The sequence below is a fragment of the Streptomyces sp. NPDC020489 genome (genome assembly GCF_044386545.1).
Lineage (GTDB): Bacteria > Actinomycetota > Actinomycetes > Streptomycetales > Streptomycetaceae > Streptomyces.
The window spans coordinates 1-1,135 of the sequence record NZ_JBIRUZ010000037.1 but is presented as its reverse complement, the minus strand read 5'-3'; the positions used below and the strand labels follow the sequence as shown (position 1 = coordinate 1,135).

Here is a 1,135-nt window from a genome sequence, read left to right as displayed (position 1 = left end):
CTAGTGTCCTGAGTCGTTAGTTCGCTTGCGGTTGTAGGGTGTGGTGATGCCTGGTCCGAAGCCGCTGCTGCTGGAGTTGTCCGATCACGAACGCAGGGTGCTGCGGGGCTGGTTGCGCAAGCAGACGGCGTCTCAGGCAATGGTGTTGCGGTCGAGGATCGTGCTGGCATGCGCGGAGGGTCGGCCGAACGCGCAGGTTGCGCAGGATCTGGGTGTCTCGCGGGAGACCGTACGCAAGTGGCGGGCCCGGTTCGCGGCGGACCGGCTGGAGGGTCTGGTGGACAGCCCGCGTTCGGGGGCCCCGCGGAAGATCACGGACGAGCAGGTCGAGGCCCTGGTCGCCAGGACTCTGGACCAGGCGCCGCCGACGGGTGATTCGCACTGGTCGACGCGTTCGATGGCCGGGGCGACGGGGATGTCGCAGTCGGCCGTCTCCCGGATCTGGCGGGCGTTCGGCCTTAAGCCGCACATCGTGGAGACCTGGAAGCTGTCGACCGACCCCCAGTTCGTGACCAAGGTCCGCGACGTGGTGGGCATCTACCTCGCCCCGCCCGAGAACGCCCTGGTCCTGGCGGTGGACGAGAAGTCGCAGATACAGGCCCTGGACCGGACCCAGCCCGTGCTGCCGATGGCGCCAACCACGCCGGCGAAGATGACCCACGACTACGTCCGGCACGGCACGACCAGCCTGTTCGCCGCCCTGGACATCGCTTCCGGCTCGGTCATCGCCCAGCACTACCGCCGCCACCGCCACCAGGAGTTCCTCCGCTTCCTGAAGGTCATCGACGCCGCCGTCCCCAAGGACCTCGAACTCCACCTGATCCTGGACAACTACGCCACCCACAAGACCGAGCCGGTCAAGAAGTGGCTGCTCCGACACCCCCGCTTCCACCTGCACTTCACCCCCACCTCGGCATCCTGGCTCAACCTCGTCGAGCGCTGGTTCGCCGAGCTGACCTGCCGCAAACTCCGCCGCTCGGCACACCGCAGCGTCGTCGAACTCGAACGCGACATCCGCGGCTGGATCAACGAGTGGAACAAGAACCCCAAGCCGTTCGTCTGGACGAAGACCGCCGACGACATCCTCGACACCCTCGCCGCATACTGCACACGAATTAACGACTCAGGACACTAG

At 66.6% G+C, this 1,135-nt stretch carries 1 protein-coding gene; it reads left to right on the top strand.

The genetic code is table 11. The features are described 5' to 3' along the window. The first annotated feature begins 46 nt into the window (after positions 1-46). On the top strand, positions 47-1,135 hold the full coding sequence (locus ACH41F_RS41790; protein ID WP_398839862.1) for an IS630 family transposase: 1,089 nt from the start codon (positions 47-49) through the stop codon (positions 1,133-1,135).

Excerpts from the sequence above, each read along its gene's own strand:
- ACH41F_RS41790 (WP_398839862.1), top strand. The coding sequence starts at position 47 with ATGCCTGGTCCGAAGCCGCTGCTGCTGGAGTTGTCCGATCACGAACGC.